Consider the following 17,924-nt stretch of genomic DNA (forward strand, 5'->3'; position numbering starts at 1 on the left):
TCTCGCTATAGAGATAAAAAGATTTATTCGGCACTGGGTGGGGGTTCTTTAACTTGCCGCCACGGCGATTGTGAGGGCAAAAAAGAACCCCAGACGAGGTTGGTTACTCGTTTGGGGTTTAACCTACAAGTCTCTAGTTCGAGAACAGAAACTGTTCTTCTATAGTGAGGAAATCTTTTAACAACTGAATAATTTTGTCTTCCTCTGTCTCCTTCCCCTTTTCTGATGTTGGCAAATACCTAACATTGGAAACATCCCTAATTAATGTATACATATCATCTGGACATCCAAAAATAGAGAATACATCCTCTATCTTTTCGAACAAAGAACTAGAGTATCTAGAATCTACCGCTACCGTCTTCAAGATGCAGTACCGCCATTTTCTCTTCTCGACGATCCATCTTTCGGACTCCTCACCAAATGCTCCATTAGAAAGGGTTTCAAGAACTTCGATGAGTTGATGGTTCATCTCTTCCTCTGGTAAATCCCAAGCTAACTCTAAAACATACTTGTTATTAATATCAGGATGTTTCTCCAAGAAATCAATCGCGTACCGAGTCACTTCTTTTGGTTCGAGTAAACCAAGTAGTCTGCCAACATATAGGGTTTCCCAGTTATAATACACATTAAGGTCATTAAACAAATCAAGTGAGTATGTCATCTAATTCCCCCAGTTATTAGGTGTTCCAGTAACTTTACCATTTGGAATAAAAACCCTATGAGTTACTTCATTTTTAGGAGTCGTTATCCATTCAAAAACACCCTCTATATCTTTCCTCACCGTAGTCATAATAGTGTTACGTGTTGCTTTATCAAATACATATTTTGTTTCATAAACAACCATCGAACCTTCAATTTGATATAAAGTCTTGTCTATTCCGTCTCTTTGTCCAGTTAGAGCAAATTTTGCAGCATAACTCGCATAGTTATCAATAATATCATTAAAAGCGTGATATGGGTCTGCCTTTAATGCACTACCTACACGAGTGTAATCCAATACAGGATGCTTAATTACACCTAACGTCTGTCCTTTTATTAAGGTAGATTTTGCAACCTGTGGAATCTTGGCATATTTAGATGCATTGGCTATTACAGCCGGTCCACCTTTGTCCGGTGAAACAATACTCTTCCATACAATCCCTTGTGCTACTGCCCTTTGCTCTGGCGAATAACTTGGATCAACTGAAATTAGCAGTGCTTCTGGCAAGGTTAATTGATTTGCTGACTTATAAATCGTCCCATTACTAGGAGCAAAATCCGCATGAATAACAGCATCGTGACCACTCGGGTCAACAAATTTAAGCGGATTGTTGTGTCCATAAGTATACCGATTCAAACTAAGCGGATTATCCACTTGCCCCTTATACGTATCCTCCGAAATAAACCGCCCAACGCTTGGGTCATAGTACCTTGCACGCAAATAATACAAGCCCGTCTTTTCATCATAAATCTCCCCGCTGTACTTAAACGGATTGGCCATCCCTTTCGTTTCCGAAACGACATTTCCCCACGTGTCGTATTCATAGGTGTTCAGATTGTTCCCACTGCCATCCGTAACAGACACAACATCCCCATGGCTATTATATCCATAGTACCCGCCTTTACCAGCCGTAAAGTCCTCGCGGAACAAGAGTTCATTGCCCCAGATGTTACGGGCTACCACATTCCCAGCTGCATCGAGTTCCTCAATGACCTTGCCATTCAGATTGATATACTTGGTTTCGGTACCGTTTTCTACTTTAGTAGCACGCAATCCGTCTCCAAAGTAGGTGTAGGCGGACGTATCCCCTGTTTTAGCATTAGAAGTACCACGTAGTTGGTTGCGTTCATCAAAGGTGTACGTAACACTGCCGCTTTCTAAAGGTTTTTTCCCATCCAATGCTGAGCGATTACCTCGGCCGTCATACGAATATTGATTCGTTGTGTCAGGTGCTGTTTCCTTTTTGAGGCGATCCACTTTATCGTACTCATAGCTATAGGAAGTTCCATTTCGTTGAATACCTGTAACGTTACCAAAGGAATACTGGTTGCTTTCTGTCCATACCGGTACTTGATTCTTGCTCTGAGTAACGTGCTCTACCTGCCCAAAGGAATCCATCTTGCGGTCTACCAGTTGTCCATTCGGATATTCAATCTGGTAGCTCTCCCCAGTGCTATCTGTATGATAATCATACTTCACTACACCTGCCAGCGGGCTGTTTACTTCCTGCAGACGTTCAGCCGTATCGTAAGCATAGGTGACCTGCGACTGATCTGGGTAAGTCAGGGAATCCATCAAATCGTCCCGATCATTGTAGCCGAGCAAGTAAGAACGACCAAACGTTGTTACACTGTTCATCCGTTGCAGTGGATCGTACGTATAGCTCGTCTCGCGGTAGGTCGGGCTGGTCGGATTCACGTTGGAACCATTGCTGTTCGTTTCCTTTTTCACAAGAGACGTATTCGGGTAGTACTCCTTCGTCTCTTTATTCGTTACGGTTCCTGCTTTGTTTTTCGTCGTCAATCCTGCCAGATCGTAGAAGGCTGTATAGGAGTACTCGTGACGGTTACCTGCCTTATCGGTAAAGGTGGCAGGCTGACCGTTGACTTTGTAGGAGTAATATTCCAATGCTCCTGTAGGAACATCTTCTTCTCCCATCTTCCACGACAACGCATTGTAATGGTTTCTCGTCGTCAGTGTCTTGTTCTCCGTAACGGTTGCCAGATTTCCAAGAGAATCGTACTCGTATTGGTACGTATTTTGCTCCGGATCCAGCAAGTATACGAGCTGACCATTATTCGTATAGCGATAGCTCCAAGATCGGGTGCTGCCCGTCTGGTCTTTTTCTGTTTGTCGGACTACCTGGTCGAAGTCGTTGCGTGCATAAAGCTGTGTCCGGCTCTGCGCTCCATCACTGGTACGACTGACTTCCTTCTCCAGTTGCCCGTGACGATCGTGATAAGCTGTAGTCTGAAGTCCATTGGGCTCCACTGTCAGGGTAGTCATAGCGGGGAGATAATTCGTCCCGTCACTCATGGTATTGGCAGAAAGATACACCGTCGTGCCTTTTGGATCTTTTTTCTGCCATACCGTACCGTCCTGATTGTACACATAGGTGATCGCTCGATCCTTTAGGGCATACGGTTCGCTTGAAACAACGTGATTTCCATCTAGGGAATACGTATTGTACAACAGCGGGCGAATCGTTCCATCTGTCCCTACCTGACCCTTGTACTCTACTTCGCCAAAGGGGGTAAAGTAAGCGAAATTCTTCGTCCCATCTGGCAGATTTGTCGTGACCTTTCGACTGCCATCCTCGTACGTGTACGTAATGGTTCGGTTTTGCAGTTCTGTGTTTGTAAACTGCTCGCTCACGGGTCGTCCCAGCGTATCGAACTCGTATTGCACGAAGCTTTGGTCCGGATAGATTCGTGCCTGCAAACGCCCTAGCGCATCATAGACAAAGGTATGCGTAAGCTTGGTTTGCACATTGGGGGATGTTTCCACACTCATACTGATTCCCTCAGGATACAGTCCTAGGTCATCATAAGAGCTGATCGTTTGGGTCACCGTCTTTGCATCTGCACCGGTACTCGTTTCTGTTACGGATGCTACAAGCTTATTGTTGTACGTATACGTCCGGTCTACCTGATCGACCTTCACTCCTACCCCATCCGGATAGGAATCAACGATTTTCTCCGTAGCCAACTGATTATCCTGATACGTATACGTCTCCTGGTGATAATGACTGGCATTCCCTGCCGCTGTCTTCTTCACTTCGGATGGTAGTCGCAGGAACGTACTTGTAGCTGGTAGATATTTCGTAGTGGTCACGTTTCCTTTAGGATCCTTCTCACTAACCACATCCCCATAGCTGTTGTATACATACTCCGTAACTTCCGCATAGAGAGGTAAGCGGGCCTTTACACGAGAGAGATTCGCACTGGTTGGCGCAAGCAAAAAGGCATACACGTCAGCATTATCTGTCATCGAGGATGGGCGTCCAGCAAAGGAAAACGTAAACAGTGGTTTCGTCGCTTTTCCTTCGTACAAAAAGCTCGTGTAGGATGCAGGAGCATACCGGTATTCCTTGCCGTCTTCCGTCAGCGCCAGCTTTCCTTCGATTGTGTCGGTATCAGCGCCTGTTCCGATGTATGTTTTTACGGAACGGGGCAAGAAACTACGTCCCTCGTTCAGTGCAAAGGTACGCTCGATACTAGGAAGTCCTGCTTGCTGTATTTGCGTGACGACCACAGATCCGTCTCGGACGGTCTGATTCTTCAAGCGGGTAGAATCAGCCTTTGGCGTTTTCCATATCTCTTTATTCGTCAACGGATAGTATTTTGTAAACGAATAGGTCTTGCTTTCGCCCGTATCTGGGTGAGCTGTCTGATTAAAGCGGAAGTTCACCGCGGTTACCGGAGGATACGCGGAGTATGTCAGCTTCTCTTCATCGTAGAACAAGCGTACCTGGCTTGGATTTAAGAAATCGGTTGTATCCGGCTTATAGGGATTGTAGGTGTACGTCATGGTCAATCCTTCAACGGGATAGTTCACACGCTGCAACAGACGATAGCGCATAGTTGCACGCTCTTTCATTTCCGTTGTGACGTATGCTTTGGATTCCCGGCCATTCTCATCGAGGGTTATTCCTTGCTCCGCTGTGGCAGGCAAAGAATAGTTTTCATAAAAGTTAAACTCAGCTTTTCCATGCAGATCCGGGTTGTAATACGTGTATTCGGCCAGAATTTTGTCTGCTCCGCCCCCGCTGACATCATGCTCTACAATTTGATCAAGGCTGCCATAGGGGTTTCCTACGTACTCCAGATTCTTTAGCAGCGTTGTTTTTGTTGCGTCTTTATAAACCTTTAACGCACTAACCTGTACATCGTTTTTTGGTTTTTCCAACACAATATATCTTCCGACACTATCGATCATTTCGATGGGTTTCCCACCGTTTGGATCCAAACGGTACGTGATTTTATCTCCATATGAATTCGTTTTCGTTACGATATCAACATCCGCGTACCCATCAGCACTGGTAGTTTCCCGCTGGAATAAATAGGTATTTCCATTAAAGGTCAACTGAGCAACGTCTTTTACTGTCTTACCCGTCTGATCCGGAAAGACTTTCATGCTCGCGCCACTATAAGGATAATTCACCCAATCCCCTGTTTTGCTGGATGACTCTAATACCGTGCCATCCTCTAAACTAAAAATGTAGCGCTTGCCATTGCTATACATGCCACAACCAGATCGGTTTTGTCCATCATAATAGGTGCATTTCGAAGATCGTTTGTTCACTTCTTGATAGGAAGGTAAGTTGAACGACCACCCATTTACCAAAATCGGATCTTGTGTCTCGTTATGAATCGCTACTTTGTTTTTCCCGCTTGTTGATAAATACGCGTCATCTTTTATGGATTCCAGGGAAGAAAAGGTTCTTTCCAACGTAAAATCCATCCCATGCTTCCCATCAAGCTGCAGATCCATTTCTTTCACATTCGCCGTGCGATAGACTTCATCTACCGGGTTGTCCGTATTCGTTCTGCGATATTGCGAAGTCAGTTCTTTTGGGTCATACATGGCATCTGGAGGGGTTACAGCAGCAGCTTGTGCTGTAGCGAGCGCCGATTGTGGTTGTCTTTTAGACGAAAAGTTTTTGGCCTGTTCTTCTTGCTGTTTAGCTGCTTCCCACTGGTCAACGAAAATCTGAATCACAGGGATGCTGGACAGCAGCAGGTCGCGTTGGCCGCCATCCAGTTGCTCGATTTTTTCCATCACGGTCTCATCGAACCAGGCCGTCTTGTCTACTTGTTCATCATGGGACAAAAAGCGGTCCCATTCTGGATAAAAATAAGCAACGATTTGAAGAGCCTGCCTGTTCAATGATTGGGACAGCTTCCAGACATCCGCTGCCTTCATCGAATCCCATTGTTGTTCATTCACAGCTTTTTCCGAGACCTCCGGAATCTCCGCAGCGCTAGGCTCTGTTTGTTTGGCCGCTGCTTTCATCGCTTCTTTGGCAGCTTGCACCCACTGTTTTGTATCCGCTACTTGTGCAACGGGGTCCGATCCCGCAGGATCACTGACCGGCGCAGACTCGGCGTGGACTCCACCAGGTAGCAGAAGCGCGCCAATGAGTAGAAAACTTAGTGATTTTTGTTGCCATCTCTTGATTCGCATCGATTTTCCGTCTCCCTTATTCATGAACGATTTTCTGGATCACGTTGCCGTTCCCGTCGTAGATCCATTCTGTCAAAACCACACCGTTTTGCTTGGTCTGTACGAGCTGTCCTTTTGCGTTATAAATATACTCCATGCCCAGGTAGCGCACGGAAAGTCGGGCGTGGGCACTTCCCCCAGCTGCTCCGGAAAGGACTACATAGTAATCCTGACCGCTTTTCAGTGACGCATTCATCTTGGAAAACGGTGGTGTGTCACCGTCATCGTTGGACGCTATCAAGCGGGTTTGTCCATAGTCTTCATAGAGGGACAGCACCGTATTGCTCGTTCCCTCACCCGTAGCTCCGTTGTAATACGTGGTAGAAAGCTCATACGGACCGGAAAAAGGCGCTGTCAGCTTCAGGATTGTCTTCTGCCCAGCCGCGACGTTCAAATCTTGCGGTACATCGCGCACGATGGCTTCTGTATCTGTAAAGGCAATACCGAATGGACTGGAGACCACGTTAGAGAGAGCCCCTACAACCTTACCCTTGGGAATGGTGACGGTAATTCCTTCGATACGATGCTTGCTCTCGTGCTCGACTGCTTTTCCTGTCAGTTGAAGGGTGAGCTGTGTGTTGCTATTGCGTGTAATGACCGGCTGCAGGCCAGCTGGGAGCGATTGTACGGTAACGCTATTGGCGACATCCGATGCGAAAACGCCATTGCTAAGGGTAATGATTTGCTTCTCTGTCATGCTTCCATCATTGGCGGACGATTCATGCAGAAGAGAGGAAGCGACCGTTGCACTCGGATCCAATGACACCGTCAGACGTGTATGCACACCTGCTTGTTCCGCGGAAGATACGTAGACGAAATAGGTTTGTCCTTGTGTCATGGGTACCTTCATCTCGGAAAGAAGATTGTCTTGTGCTACATCGTCATTGAAGCCAACCATATTCGCCATTTGCTCGTCGGAGAAGATGGCGAGAAAAGTATCAAAGGGAGCTCCGAATCCACCATACGGCTCTGTGTAGAAGCGATACGTCCCAGCAACGGGAGCCGAAAATCGGTAGGCAGGAATCTCTCCCATTGGCAAACTGATGTCGATCGGGCTAGTCAAGTTCAGTACGGCAGTGACCTTGCTCAATGACAAGTGATAATTTTCAGTCGTACTGAAATCATTGAAGCTGAAAATAGCAATGTAGTAGTTCGTATTCGGCTTGACTTGGAAACTGACACTCTCATCTTTTCCCTGCCCGGAGGTCATACCAAAACCCACCGTCGTGTCCAAATTTTCCATGACCACCATGTCATAGTCTTTATCGGCTGGAACATCCAGCTTAACCGTCAGGGTTCCTGTTAGGGCTCCTGAGTTGAAACGGTAGAAGTCCTGATCGTCTAAAGTAGAGATCTTGGAATCATAGAGATTTCCAACGGTTATCGGATAGCTTTCGTTCTCGTTGTTATTTGGTTCAAATGGGTCGATGACGGCATCTGCTGCTATGGTTGTCGCTGCCATTGTAGTAATGGCGCTACGCGTTAGTGAGGCTGGAGCGGCTTGCCCTTGGTCGATAAAGCTCGGCATGAGCTGCTTCCAGTAGCTGGAGATTTGCTTCTCGTAATCGCTCTTCAGGCTTTTGATGTTGCCCTTTTGTGTGAGGAGTTGTTTCTTTATCTTTTGTTGATGGGCTTTGCGATTTTTATCCTTCGGCGTTACATGCAGCTCCTTGTTCCTTTTGGACAAAGACGCTGATTTCTTTGCCATTTGCTTGGCCAGCTTCTGATCTCCCTTTTTATTGGCTACCGCTTCTAAAAACTGCATGGTCGTTTGTAGATGAATGAGTTGCCTGTCCATATCAAGAACTTCCTCGATGGACTCATCTTCCGTTTTTGCTTGTGCCATTGGTACGCATACGAATGCGAATAACAGTGGCAGCAATAAAAAGAGGCTGACTGCTTTGGTTTTCATGTTCCCTTCCCCGCTTCTCTTATAATTCCAACCTTAGGTAATGAATGATAATACGTTTCACGAATTTACCGATTATGTACTCATCGCTACACCACCGATCTATCCATTTGCACAATGAAGTATATCAACTTTCGAATACTCATTATTTGTAAACAATATGGGTGATTTGGTAAATTCTCATCAACTACTCATGATCTCACCTCCACTAAAAATCGCATCAAGACAAACAAAAAAGCCGCCCGATGATCGGATGGCTTTCCTGTTTGTCATGTGGCTGCTTCAAGTATAAAACAGAGGAGGATCACTCTGGGTCAAATGACGGAAGTGTAAACTTGTGTAAACGATTGTACATCAAGATCTCAAACAAGCACGCAAGCTCTCCTCGAATCCACAGTATCAAAATCGAGTATATCCCCTGCCTATTGGTGCTCTATCATCTATCGGGCAAAAAAGCAGAGCAGAAAGCAAAAGAAGCCCGAGCGACGGGGGTCAGTCCCATGCTCCAGGCTTCTTCTCTCTGTATCAAACATACAAATCAACTCTTGGCTGCAAATGCGCGCAGCTGGATTCCTGCGCGAGCAAACGCCTCATGAATATTTTGGGCAAATTCCAAGGCATGCGCCCCATCCCCATGGATGCAAATGGTATCTGCCTGAATCGATACGTCGACCCCCTGTCGCGAAAGGACACGCCCTTCTGTTACCATGCGCACCACCTGCTGCAGAGATTGTTCCTGATCGGTGATCATGGCATCCGGCTGACTGCGCGGGGTGAGCGTTCCATCCTGCTGATAGGTTCTGTCTGCAAATACCTCGTTTGCTGTTCGCAAGCCGATGCGTTCTGCGGCCTGTGTCAATGCACTGCCTGCCAATCCAAATAAAAGGAGTGCCGGATTCACTTTGTAGACCGCTTCTGCTATCGCTTCGGCGAGCGATGCTTTTGTCGCTGCCATATTGTAGAGCGCGCCATGCGGCTTCACATGCTGCATCGTGCCTCCCTCTGCCTGAATGAACGCCTGCAGAGCCCCGACCTGATATACGACCATGTCGTACGCTTCTTGGGGAGAAATGTCCATATTGCGTCGGCCAAAACCGACGAGATCGGGCAGACCGGGATGAGCGCCAATCGCAACTGCTTTGTCCAAAGCCATGCGCACCGTTTTTCTCATCGTGGCCGGATCTCCTGCATGAAAGCCGCAGGCAATATTGGCAGAGCTGATGTAGTCTAAAATCTCTCTATCATTTCCCAAGCGGTAGGCACCAAAGCTCTCGCCCATGTCGCAGTTGATATCAACGTATTTCATCTTTTACCTCCATCCAGCAGCGAGTTCCATCGCTACCCTCAGTTGTTTTAGCTCGAGCTCTCTTTCGTACAGCCATTTTTGTGCATCGCGGACAGAAACGGGCTGAAAACGAACGGCATCACCTGGCTTGAGCTGTGCAAAAACCGGTAAATCCACCGTGGCTACATATCCGATTTTCGGGTATCCACCGATGGTTTGACGATCTGCCAACAATATAATCGGTTGTCCGCTAGGGGGCACCTGGATCGTTCCTGCTGTTACGGCTTCAGATGTCAGCTCCAGCGGGGAGGAAAGAGATAATATCGGTCCCGACAGCCGATAGCCCATGCGATCGGACTGTGGAGTCACTTGGAACGACTGCGCCCAAAAATCCTTTTGACTTTGATCGGTAAAATCAGGGTGCTGCTCTCCCAGCATAACCCGGATCACAGATTGCCCCATGTAAGCAAACATGTTTTTCGGAACAAACCAGTCTGTCTGGATAAAGGGATTCGTGCCTGCCTGCTTGGCCAACTCGCTAGCGAGATGCCGGCTGTATTCACCCGGCGCGCCTGGTTTTACTACGTCTTTCCCCTGCAGCATTCTCCCTTCATAGCCGCCAAATCCTGCTCGGAAGTTCGTGCTGCGACTTCTCATCACGACAGGAACATCCCATCCTCCCGCCACCGCCAAATAAGCTCGACAGCCTAGTCTGGCATGGGAAAACTGCAGGATACTTCCACGCCTCACCCAAACGGGGCGGTTTGCTGGCATCCGTCTCCCATCGATAGAAGGGGAAAAATTCCCACCGCAAACCGCAATCAACAGATCCTCGTGAAAGAGCAGGCTCGGACCCTTTAAGGTCAGCTCAAGAACAGCGTCTGTCGACTGGTTCCCTACGAGCATATTGGCTATTCGTGCGGCGAATGTATCCATCGCCCCTCCAACGATGACTCCATGCTGCTGATAGCCTATTCTCCCCAGGTCCTGCACCGTTGTTAATACGCCTGGCTGAATCACCTCTACACTCATGAAGTCACCTCCTGTTGTTCCTGAAAGGCTTCCCAGGAAATGGGACGAAAGCGCACCAAATCTCCTGCGCGAAGCAGGCTTGGCTCCTGATCCTCCGGGCGAAACAAGGGATGGGCCGTTCGACCGATGATATTCCATCCTCCTGGGCTCACGATTGGATAGATCCCTGTCTGAGAGCCTCCAATCCCAACACTTCCCCTCGGGATAGCCGTGCGTGGAGTCGACCGGCGCGGAGTCGCAATCCGTTCATCCAGTCCACCTAAGTAAGGAAAACCCGGTGCAAAGCCGATCATATACACCAAATATTGCTGCTCTGAATGAATGCGAATGACTTCATCCGGAGCCAGTCCGCTGTGCTTTGCCACCTCATCCAAATCGGGTCCACATTCCCCTCCGTAGCAAACAGGTATCTCCACGAGCCTCGGCTCTCTGGGAATCTCGCTTTCGGCATGCGTAATGATCTCGCGAAGGTACGCAGTGACTCTCTCATAAGGCGTTTGCTCGCTGCTTGGATCATACAAAGCCACTGGATTGTAATACACGGTGACCGTCGTATACCCTGGAACGATTTCGACCATTCCCGTCAGCCGTTCGTCCCGCAAACGATCTGACAACGTTTTTATTTTTTGATGTGTGCTCTCGTCAATGGTGTTTCCCAGCTTGACCACAACACCTGAATCCCCTAAAGGGAAGAATTCGTGGCTAATCACCTTTCCGCCCCTTTCATTCCGATTATCGGGATTATCATTCCGAATTATGGATAAAGGAAAAGAGGAGATTCCCTCCTCTTGATTAACTAATTTGCCCACCCATCATCGTGATATCTTCTTCATGGGCCAATGCCGCTTCCATAGCAATACGCAGCCCTTTTACAATGGTTTCAACGGCCATGCTCGGTTGACCTGCCAGCCTCGCTGCCTGCTCTGGCAAATACGGAATATGGATGAATCCTCCTCGGATGGAAGGATTCGTAGTTGCGATCCTATGCATCAATCCATAGAACAGGTGATTGCATACAAAGGTGCCTGCCGTTTGTGAGATCGACGCGGGAACCCCGTTTTCCCGCAGCCTCTTTACGATCGCTTTAATGGGGAGGTTCGACCAATACGCCACCGGACCTCCCTCTACCACGGCTGTGTCAATCGGCTGATTGCCTTCATTGTCGGGGATGCGTGCATCATTGACATTGATTGCGATCCGCTCAACGGTGAGGTCTGTTCTTCCTCCAGCCTGCCCGATACAGAAAACAATATCGGGGCGTGTTTCCTCGATTGCTGCATACAAATGCTCCAGCGATTTATCAAAAACAGTGGGAATTTGCCGCACCTCTACTTTGTAGTCCGAGGATTGAGACTCCGTTAGGCACTTGACTGATTCCCAGGCGGGATTAATCGATTCGCCTCCAAACGGATCAAATCCGGTGACAAGTATCGTTTTCATGACTGGTCCCCTTCCCGGATGGCTGTCCTTATTTGGCGCCTCGCCATCCCAGTTCTCGTGAGATCTCTTCCGATGCTTTCAACAGATGCCCAATCAGGTCCGGAATTCGCTCCTTCTCAAACCTCACCTGTGGACCCGCAATGCTGATGCCAGCTACTAAACGGCCAGTGTGATCAAAAATCGGAGCTGCAATCGATACCGTATCATTCTCAAGCTCCGAGTAACTGATGGTATAGCCCTTTTCGCGAGCCAGCTCCAGCTCTTGCCGTAACCGCTCTTTATCCGTAATGGTTCCATGGCCGATGGGAAGCAGCTCCGTTTCCTGCAAATACCGCTCACGTTCTTTCTCTTCTATATAAGAGAGGATGATTCTCGAGCATGCTCCTGCATACAAAGGAGATCTCCTGCCGATCTTGGTGTAGAGCCGAACGGGGTGATTCGTATCCAGCTTCTCGATGTAGATGGCTTCCTTCCCGTCTCGGATAATCAGATTCACAGCCTCTTCTACTTGATCTCGCAGCTTCGTCATGGCTGGCAAGGCGATTTGACGAATGTCCAACCGTTCTGCGACCAGCTGACCAAACTGCAGGAACAACAGTCCGAGCGAGTATTTGCCGTCCTCACCTTTTTGCAGAAAATCCATCCCCTCCAAGGAGCCTACCATCCGATGAATGGACGTTTTCGGAATCCCTGACAGCTCTACCATTTCATTTAGGCTCAATCGGGAGTGCTCAATGAACAGGTTGAGCAGCTCCATCGATTTGACGACCGTCTTGTTTTTGTTCTGAATCATGGACTCTTCTTATCCCCCGTGTTCAGGTACTGTTTGTCCATATTTTATCATTTGTTTGAAGTTTAGAGAACTTGGCTTTGCCTGCTTACAGCGAAATAAAGTACAGCAGCGCGATGTTAAAGCATAAGAGAATCAGGGCAGTAGGCACTTGGACACGAATGACATGGTTTTTGTCTTTTAAGTCAAGTAGAGCTGCCGGCACGATGTTGAAGTTCGCTGCCATCGGCGTCATCAGAGTCCCGCAATATCCCGCAAACATCCCAATCGCTGCCAAATGGTTGGCATCCACCCCGAATTGACCAATCAAGAGCGGGACAGCGATCCCTGCCGTCATCACCGGAAAGGCTGCAAACGCGTTGCCCATAATCATCGTAAACAAAGCCATCCCTACACAATAAGCGAATACGACCCAGAACAAGGAATGTGTCGGAATAATGGTGCTGACCAAATCCGAGACGACTTTCCCCACACCTGCACTGGTGAAGATGGTTCCCAGTGTTGCCAGCATCTGCGGGAGTACTGCTGCCCAACCGATGGCTTCCAGCAAACGACGGGATTCTTTAATCGGAGTCATCGGACGGCTTTTCGTCATCACCACTCCGACAATCAAGGAGATCAACGTAGCCAGAGCCAGTGACACCAACGTAATGTTCTTTTGATCCAGTATGAACCACTCACCGATTTTCACATCTTTCATACCAGTGGTACCGAGGATCGTAATAACCGGAATCAGCAGGGCAGGCAGAAACAGCCAGTTGCCCAATCGCTTGCGGTTCTGCTGACGCTCTTCCCCACTCGCTTCGCCATAGCTCCCTACTTTCAAGCCGCCGGCGCCCACGATAATGACCATGACGATCACGAGAAGTCCCATGACAAACGGGGGAATGACGCTGCCGAGCAGCAAGCTGATCCCATATAGAAAATAGAAGAGTCCTGACGTCACGCGTCTTGGATTTTTCTGATCGCGGAAGGTATACAAGCTTCCGAGCAATGTAATGATTCCTAGAAAAATGTAGACTGCTTCAATCGAAAGAAACAAAGCTTATTCCCCCTTTCCTGCGGATTTATTCTGCTTGTGCCCAAATCTGCGATCCAACGAGCGGTCCAGCATATTCAAACGGATACTGTGAACGATGAGGGCCGCAATCGCGGTAGGAATCGCCCACATGGCCATCTGGAGCGGATCGGACGGAATGTTGTTCTGGTCGAAAAAGCCTTTCATCAGCAAGATGGCGCCAATCGCGATAAAGACATCTTCTCCGAAAAACACACCGATATTGTCTGCTGCTGCAGAGTGTGCACGGATATTTTGACGCACGTCATCGGGAAGATCCTTCCCGTACTTGGCTTCTGCCGCCCCTTCCGCCATCGGTGCTACCAACGGCCGAACCATTTGCGCATGTCCACCGATAGACGTCAGTCCGAATACGGCTGCTACTTCGCGAATAAAGAAATACACGTTGATGATTCTGCCCGCTGTCGCCGCCTTGATCTTGGCCACAACCGACTCGGCTTGTTCACGAAGGCCATAGCGCTCCAGCAAACCGATGACTGGTAGCGTAGCGATAAAAATCGCCATGTACCGGTTGGTGGTAAAGGCTTTTCCAAACTGCTCAATGATGTCAAAAAGAGATTGCTGGGCAACAAGCCCTGTGACAAGACCTGCTACCGTAACTACCAAAAGTGGATTTAAACGCACAATGAAGCCGATGATAACAATCGCAACGCCAATCAGAACCATACTAAAACTCCCTTCAAACGATGTTGGATGTGGTTTTTCCTACAAGGGTCTGGTGCGTTGAAGACCGATCCGAGTCACGCCGTCTGCCCATTTTTCCTGGCAAACACGAACTTCGATGGGCCTGTCTTTCATCCAGTCTGCGATTGACTGGTGCACAACATGATGAGCATGGCGGCATGCGGCTAGCTCTTTCCCATAGACCGTTTCGTCATTCACCTCTGTCATCAAATCGGCGGTAACCCACTCCGGGAACCTTTCGATGAGATCATGCGAGCTGCGATTGATCGGGCTGTCCCGTGTATAAGCGATGCTGCCATTGGACAATTCAATCGGAAAATGCACGTTGTCAAAATCATTTCCCCATCGCCTGTAGGTCTGCAGCCAGCTCTTGTTGTCCGCGGCTATTTCCTGATCTTCATCGAGCCTTGCTGTCAGATACGAACGGAGGGATTCATAGGCGATCCGCTGTTCATGGGTAGCTTCCGTCAACTCCCGCCAGATCGTGTACATACGCGCACTCGGGATCCAATACGAGACCGGAAAACGCGGCGGACTGTTGTACCCGCTAAATGGCTGAATCCACTCATGAGATGGAATCCCGTGATCATCCAATACAATGTCTGGAGCCCATCGCTCCCACACTTTCGGGTAGACACGGCTTTCGCCAAAAGAGACGCCTTCCTGGAAACGATACTTGGCAAATTCGAGCCCGCACGCGTTATAACGCGCGGCATGCAGCTTCCAGCATGGATTTTCCTTCGCCATCTCTGCATGCAATGCAGCTCCATCCACATTTTCCAAAGGGACGATGACCAGATTGACTGATTCGAGCAGCGCAGGATCAGCCGCAAGCTTCTCGATCATTTGCAGAGCAGCGTTCGTGCTCGACACTTCATTCGCATGATGTCTCGCATTGATAAAAAAGGTTGGCTTATACAGCCCGTGCTTTTCTTGGCGGGAGGATGCCTTGGCAGCTTTCCCCTGAGCGAACAGCTCGACCAGCCAAATCCAGCTTCCGTTCAAAGAAAAGTCAATCGGGGTCACACTGCCTGGGATGTGTCCTACTCTCTCGTCTAGCCAGCCTTGCACATCTTCGTTGACGAAAACGTCCTCCCAGATGGATTTCTTCTCTTGCAAATTCGGGGCGTTCTGTAGGATAGGCTGCGCAGAACATGCTGCTGCAGCGAGCCAATCCCCACATTCTTTTTCCAAACGAGGCTCGCCACCCCCCTCAAACGAAAACGCCAAACGACCATCAACAGAAGTCCGCTCCGTGATGCGCGCCTCCGCAAAAAGCTCGGGAGCGAGGGGATGGATTACCTCTCGTTGCTGCTCATGATTGGTATACCAGACCCGGTGATCGGAAGGAAACGCATAAAGCGCTACGCTTGCCCATGGCTTCGCTCCTGGTTCTACGTGCATGTACGGGAGGATGCCCCCCGGTGCGTCCCATTCCGGATCCCCTACTCTTTTTCCATGATCATGCATGGCATGCAGCGTATAAAAGTAAATGTCCTCGTGCAAAGCTTCCAATACAGAGCTGTTCTCTTCCAGATGCGGCAATTTCTTCTCTACTGCATCCATCCCTACGTGGCATTCAAGCCTGGAAAACTTAGGAACACCCGGGTTGCTTCCTACCTGTTCCAAGACTTGCGGGAGGACAGAAGCTTGATACCATTTCCAGAAACGATACGGGTTGGTAGGAAAAGACTGGCTAGCGATTTCGTAGCCTGTCGCTCCTTCGTAAATACGAATACCTGCGAAAGGGATTATTACGTTCCCCTTCTTTGGTTGTCCAGGCATGTAAGGCAGACTTTCCACCCAGCCTTCCCATCGCCACGCCTCTATCTCACGCCCACTCTGGTCAAAGGCAGCTACACTGAACATCGGGGCAGCTTCATCCTCCATCAGCTTCAATGAGATTCGCTCAAGGGAGAGAGCCAAAGCATTCGCCAAAATCGAATCAAACGGATACAGCTCCTGCAAAAACCGATGGACCAAATCCAGATGTTTTTCGCCAGGCTGGAAAGCGCGCGCTCGAAGCTCGACACGATCGATCCCGGCAAGCTCTTTGATTTGCGGCAAAACCTCCTGCACCGCCCAGTTTAGACCCGACTTGTTGGCATCCCTGTAAACAAATCGCAAGAGCAGTCCCCATTGTTCGTGGATTTTGGACTGAAGCTGCTGTGACCATTCGCGAAAGGTCGGTTCACTGCAAGTGGTCGTGACTTCCAGCTCTAGCGACCCGACTGGATTTATGCCCGCTTGCAGCTTTTCGATTTGCTCGAGCAAATACGCTTGAATCTCTTCCAGTTCACCAGCGTCTTTCCACTCCGCTGCCCAAATTGGCTGTTCCTTTTCCATCTGGAGAGAAACTGATCTGTCCTTCTCCCTATCCCCCACATAGCTTTGCCACAATTCAACAGGAGAAAAGAGGTGCTCTGGTACGTGCAGGGTTTGTATTTCGTCAGCCAGATGATGGGTAAACGCTTGCATTCCTAGCTGCGCACGTATCGCTACATCAGAACTGCTGCTTTTCAGCTGTGAAAATCTTTGCCGCCATGTGTCCTTCTTCCAGGAATCAAGAGGCTCCAATCCCTCATCGAGAATCTCTCGCGTAAAAGCGACGAGATAATCTGAGTGACTGATCAGTTTGAGTGAACGCTTTTGATTGCTCAGCTGAAGCTTCTGCTGGTTTCCCTTTTCTCCTACGGCAGTATCGATCTCCACGACAAAGCGCTCTGAAGCCGCTGTCTCTCCACGAGTATGAGTCAAGGGGAAGCATACCGCTCCGGCTGCCTGAGCGAGTCTTGCTCCCAGCTCAATAAACGCAACGGTTTCTTCCTGAGCGGCTCGGTTCACAGACAAGCTGACATCGAGTGTCGGGAGGAACTCTCCCTCTTTTCTTTGATAGATTCCTTCTGTCGTAAAGAGGTTATGCAAGGAGTACAAGGACGGCTGCCGTCTATTTTCTGGTCTAGCTTCGCTCGGGCCGCTCCCCTGCTTTGCTGCTAGCAGCACATGACCGTTTTGCAGGAGACTTTTGTAATCGAATGACTCGGCAACCAAAGCGCGAGCTGCATGAAGCGTCATCTGGGGTGACGTTCCCGTTACAACCAGAATCGTACCCTCTTCTTCTGGAATCACCTGTAGAATTCCATTTTCCAGCTGCTCGTTCTGGTGATAGGGCTCTAGCGCGTGGATTCGGTCTCCCAGGATATCGGTCAGCCAGTTCCATTCATGGCCGAGAATGAGGTGGAAATGGCGCTGGTCCGCTGGCATCTCCCCCGCCGAATGAGAGTCGAGTCGATCCTCTGCAAACAGATTCTCGTAAACAGGAAGCGGCAAATCGGGCAAATGAAGACCGATTCTTCCCGCCAGCTCCACCATAGCTGCTGCTTCCCAGGTTGATCGTTGCGCAGGGACGGTAATCCGATTCCGGATTCCTTTCGGAGATACGTTGCCGTTCATCGAAAAAAAGATGCCGTCGCTGCTCCATATCGTGCTTGTACGCATATT

Annotated in this window: 11 protein-coding genes; all 11 read right to left on the bottom strand. The window is 49.0% G+C overall.

The window, feature by feature from the left end:
- Positions 1 to 133: 133 nt before the first annotated feature.
- A complete protein-coding gene (locus EDM59_RS06685; RefSeq protein ID WP_122922884.1) occupies positions 134 to 661 on the bottom strand; it encodes a DUF2247 family protein in 528 nt (175 codons plus the stop codon).
- A complete protein-coding gene (locus tag EDM59_RS06690) occupies positions 662 to 6,166 on the bottom strand; it encodes an RHS repeat domain-containing protein (protein ID WP_183192833.1) in 5,505 nt (1,834 codons plus the stop codon).
- Between the two features lie 16 nt (positions 6,167 to 6,182).
- Positions 6,183 to 8,117, bottom strand: coding sequence for a hypothetical protein (locus EDM59_RS06695; protein WP_122922886.1), 1,935 nt, complete (start codon positions 8,115 to 8,117; stop codon positions 6,183 to 6,185).
- A 535-nt stretch (positions 8,118 to 8,652) separates the two neighbouring features.
- Positions 8,653 to 9,420 carry a LamB/YcsF family protein gene (locus EDM59_RS06700; RefSeq protein ID WP_122922887.1) on the bottom strand — a complete coding sequence of 256 codons (768 nt, stop codon included), beginning with the start codon at positions 9,418 to 9,420 and terminating at the stop codon, positions 8,653 to 8,655.
- Positions 9,421 to 9,423: 3 nt separating this feature from the next.
- Positions 9,424 to 10,431 (bottom strand): 5-oxoprolinase subunit C family protein, encoded by a 1,008-nt coding sequence (locus EDM59_RS06705; protein WP_122922888.1) that lies wholly within the window; start codon positions 10,429 to 10,431, stop codon positions 9,424 to 9,426.
- A complete protein-coding gene (gene pxpB / locus EDM59_RS06710) occupies positions 10,428 to 11,138 on the bottom strand; it encodes a 5-oxoprolinase subunit PxpB (RefSeq protein ID WP_425455946.1) in 711 nt (236 codons plus the stop codon). Before pxpB ends, EDM59_RS06705 begins: the two co-directional genes overlap by 4 nt.
- An 85-nt stretch (positions 11,139 to 11,223) precedes the next feature.
- Positions 11,224 to 11,871 (bottom strand): pyroglutamyl-peptidase I, encoded by a 648-nt coding sequence (gene pcp, locus EDM59_RS06715; protein ID WP_122922890.1) that lies wholly within the window; start codon positions 11,869 to 11,871, stop codon positions 11,224 to 11,226.
- Between the two features lie 28 nt (positions 11,872 to 11,899).
- Positions 11,900 to 12,664 carry an IclR family transcriptional regulator gene (locus EDM59_RS06720; protein ID WP_122922891.1) on the bottom strand — a complete coding sequence of 255 codons (765 nt, stop codon included), beginning with the start codon at positions 12,662 to 12,664 and terminating at the stop codon, positions 11,900 to 11,902.
- A gap of 85 nt (positions 12,665 to 12,749) precedes the next feature.
- Complete coding sequence (locus EDM59_RS06725) at positions 12,750 to 13,703, bottom strand: DUF979 domain-containing protein (protein WP_122922892.1); 954 nt, start codon at positions 13,701 to 13,703, stop codon at positions 12,750 to 12,752.
- Between the two features lie 3 nt (positions 13,704 to 13,706).
- Positions 13,707 to 14,405, bottom strand: coding sequence for a DUF969 domain-containing protein (locus tag EDM59_RS06730; RefSeq protein WP_122922893.1), 699 nt, complete (start codon positions 14,403 to 14,405; stop codon positions 13,707 to 13,709).
- A 39-nt stretch (positions 14,406 to 14,444) separates the two neighbouring features.
- A complete protein-coding gene (locus tag EDM59_RS06735) occupies positions 14,445 to 17,921 on the bottom strand; it encodes a M14 family metallopeptidase (RefSeq protein ID WP_122922894.1) in 3,477 nt (1,158 codons plus the stop codon).
- Positions 17,922 to 17,924 lie beyond the last annotated feature (3 nt).

The organism is Brevibacillus nitrificans, from assembly GCF_003710965.1.
Lineage (GTDB): Bacteria > Bacillota > Bacilli > Brevibacillales > Brevibacillaceae > Brevibacillus > Brevibacillus centrosporus.

Excerpts from the sequence above, each read along its gene's own strand:
- EDM59_RS06730 (WP_122922893.1), bottom strand. The coding sequence starts at position 14,405 with ATGGTTCTGATTGGCGTTGCGATTGTTATCATCGGCTTCATTGTGCGT.
- EDM59_RS06695 (WP_122922886.1), bottom strand. The coding sequence starts at position 8,117 with ATGAAAACCAAAGCAGTCAGCCTCTTTTTATTGCTGCCACTGTTATTC.
- EDM59_RS06700 (WP_122922887.1), bottom strand. The coding sequence starts at position 9,420 with ATGAAATACGTTGATATCAACTGCGACATGGGCGAGAGCTTTGGTGCC.
- EDM59_RS06720 (WP_122922891.1), bottom strand. The coding sequence starts at position 12,664 with ATGATTCAGAACAAAAACAAGACGGTCGTCAAATCGATGGAGCTGCTC.
- EDM59_RS06735 (WP_122922894.1), bottom strand. The coding sequence starts at position 17,921 with ATGCGTACAAGCACGATATGGAGCAGCGACGGCATCTTTTTTTCGATG.
- EDM59_RS06685 (WP_122922884.1), bottom strand. The coding sequence starts at position 661 with ATGACATACTCACTTGATTTGTTTAATGACCTTAATGTGTATTATAAC.
- pcp (WP_122922890.1), bottom strand. The coding sequence starts at position 11,871 with ATGAAAACGATACTTGTCACCGGATTTGATCCGTTTGGAGGCGAATCG.
- EDM59_RS06705 (WP_122922888.1), bottom strand. The coding sequence starts at position 10,431 with ATGAGTGTAGAGGTGATTCAGCCAGGCGTATTAACAACGGTGCAGGAC.
- EDM59_RS06690 (WP_183192833.1), bottom strand. The coding sequence starts at position 6,166 with ATGCGAATCAAGAGATGGCAACAAAAATCACTAAGTTTTCTACTCATT.